The following is a 1,768-nucleotide window of genomic DNA, read 5'->3' as shown; positions in this document are numbered from 1 at the left end:
AAAGATCCCGAGAAGCAGCTATGATGATGTAATATAGCTTCTCCTATCATAAATTATCACTCACTTCCTCGCCTGTAGATATGAGTTCAATACTTCTTTCCTTATATATATTCGTTGTATAAATGAGTGTAACAAAAGGCGAAGGATAACTCCCTTCGCCTTTTGTCTTCTATAAGATCCTTAATCATTAAAATTATCTTCTAAATTATCGTCTACCTTATCAGGCTCGTACTCGACTGTTTTATAGTCAGGTGATGAGGGAATCATATTGACCACGACATTCCTCATTTTCAACTTGTACGTTCCTTCCTCAAAGGCAATAATATACTTAATGGGAGGTAACTCCATATCCTCATACTTCGTTATCGATGAAACGACAATCTTAGAAGGGTCTGCGTCATTTACAGAAATGATACGATAGTCTATCGGTGTTCCTTGAGCTTTTAGAAAATTAAGTCGTGCCCGGTCTGTTTTAAAGCGATAATCATCAGACAGTAAGAGCATCTTATCATAATCACGACTCATCGAAGCGTCCATATATTCTGAAAATGTCGAAACAGCAGCCTCTTTTGGCTTATCTGGAAGTTTATGAGGCTCCTTATCTCCTCCAAAACCTGTAGCAATTACAGTCAAAATTCCTCCTAAGACAACCAAGCAGGCCAACTTCTTTCGTAGTACAATCTTCAATTGAAAAAAACCTCCTTTGTTGTAAATTTTACCACAAATTCTTCTTCGAATAAATAAGGTAGAGTTCAAATTTTGTGAACTCTACCTTATTTATTATTCCAGAATAGTCTTATTCATTTTCTAACACATTTCCTTCTAAATGAATAAGACCATTTCCCCTACTCTCGCGGGTGTCAGCAAATGCTAATCTACCACTGCCCGAAGGTACTTGAACATATTTATTGTAAGACCCCTCACCATTAACAGATGAACTGACTCCCAATTTAACAAGTGCGCCATCTTTATATGTGCCTACACCATAAACTACTCTTATAGCTTGTACATCCGAGTCTACGATTGACTGACTCCCATTAAATGTAACCTGATTTCTGTAGTTTCCAAAGAAATTTCCGATCTGACTTAAATTCATTCCATGATTCTCCGAATAATAAGTCAGATTTCTCACAGCTAGTTGAACATTACCTTGTAAAGCCTTAGAAGGCTCCACAAATACTCCCGTTTCTACTTTTCCATATGTTGAACTAGTAGGTGCAATATCATATACCAAGCCTTTAGGTTGTTTGACTATATAATTACCTCCCTCCTTTTCAATATTATAGGGTGCTGCTGGTAATTCACCTATATCCCCATAAGTTAACTTAACGGAAACATTGATATCGTCTGGGTCAGAATTATCAGCCGATACAATTTTGTAATCAACTAGAGACTCATTTACTCCCAGACTGTTAATCTGTGGTTTTTTAAAATCGTTAAAATATTCATTCACAGCCTTTAATGCTTCTGGACTAAGTGAATCCTTATCAAAGCTATCTTGATTTGCCTCGATCTTAGAACCAACCTGTACATTATCATTTTCACTTACTGATAAAGGATTATTAGTAGGTATGTTATTTTCTAACGTTGGGGCAGCCGAGGCCGCGCTCCCAAAGCAAAAGGCCAATGACATAGTTATAATAGCAATTTTCTTCTTCATATTAATTCCCTCCGAAATAGATTTTATTTTACTCAATCCCTATTAAAAGAAATACCCAATAACATACATAAAATAGTGGAATTTTAAACGCTTCGTCGCTATATTTGA

Annotated in this window: 2 protein-coding genes; both read right to left on the bottom strand. The window is 36.2% G+C overall.

Annotated features, from left to right (window positions below):
- Nucleotides 1-180: 180 nt before the first annotated feature.
- Nucleotides 181-687 (bottom strand): hypothetical protein, encoded by a 507-nt coding sequence (locus ACIFO6_RS24280; protein ID WP_430044637.1) that lies wholly within the window; start codon nt 685-687, stop codon nt 181-183.
- Nucleotides 688-796: 109 nt separating this feature from the next.
- Nucleotides 797-1,660, bottom strand: coding sequence for a hypothetical protein (locus ACIFO6_RS24275; protein WP_430044635.1), 864 nt, complete (start codon nt 1,658-1,660; stop codon nt 797-799).
- Nucleotides 1,661-1,768: the final 108 nt, after the last annotated feature.

It is taken from the genome of Paenibacillus sp. NRS-1781, assembly GCF_050467745.1.
GTDB classification, from domain to species: Bacteria; Bacillota; Bacilli; order Paenibacillales; family Paenibacillaceae; genus Paenibacillus; species Paenibacillus terrae_A.
The sequence above is the reverse complement of the archived record's forward strand: the minus strand, read 5'-3'. Positions and strand labels throughout refer to the sequence as shown.

Coding starts and splice junctions, on each gene's coding strand:
- ACIFO6_RS24275 (WP_430044635.1), bottom strand. CDS start 1,660: ATGAAGAAGAAAATTGCTATTATAACTATGTCATTGGCCTTTTGCTTT.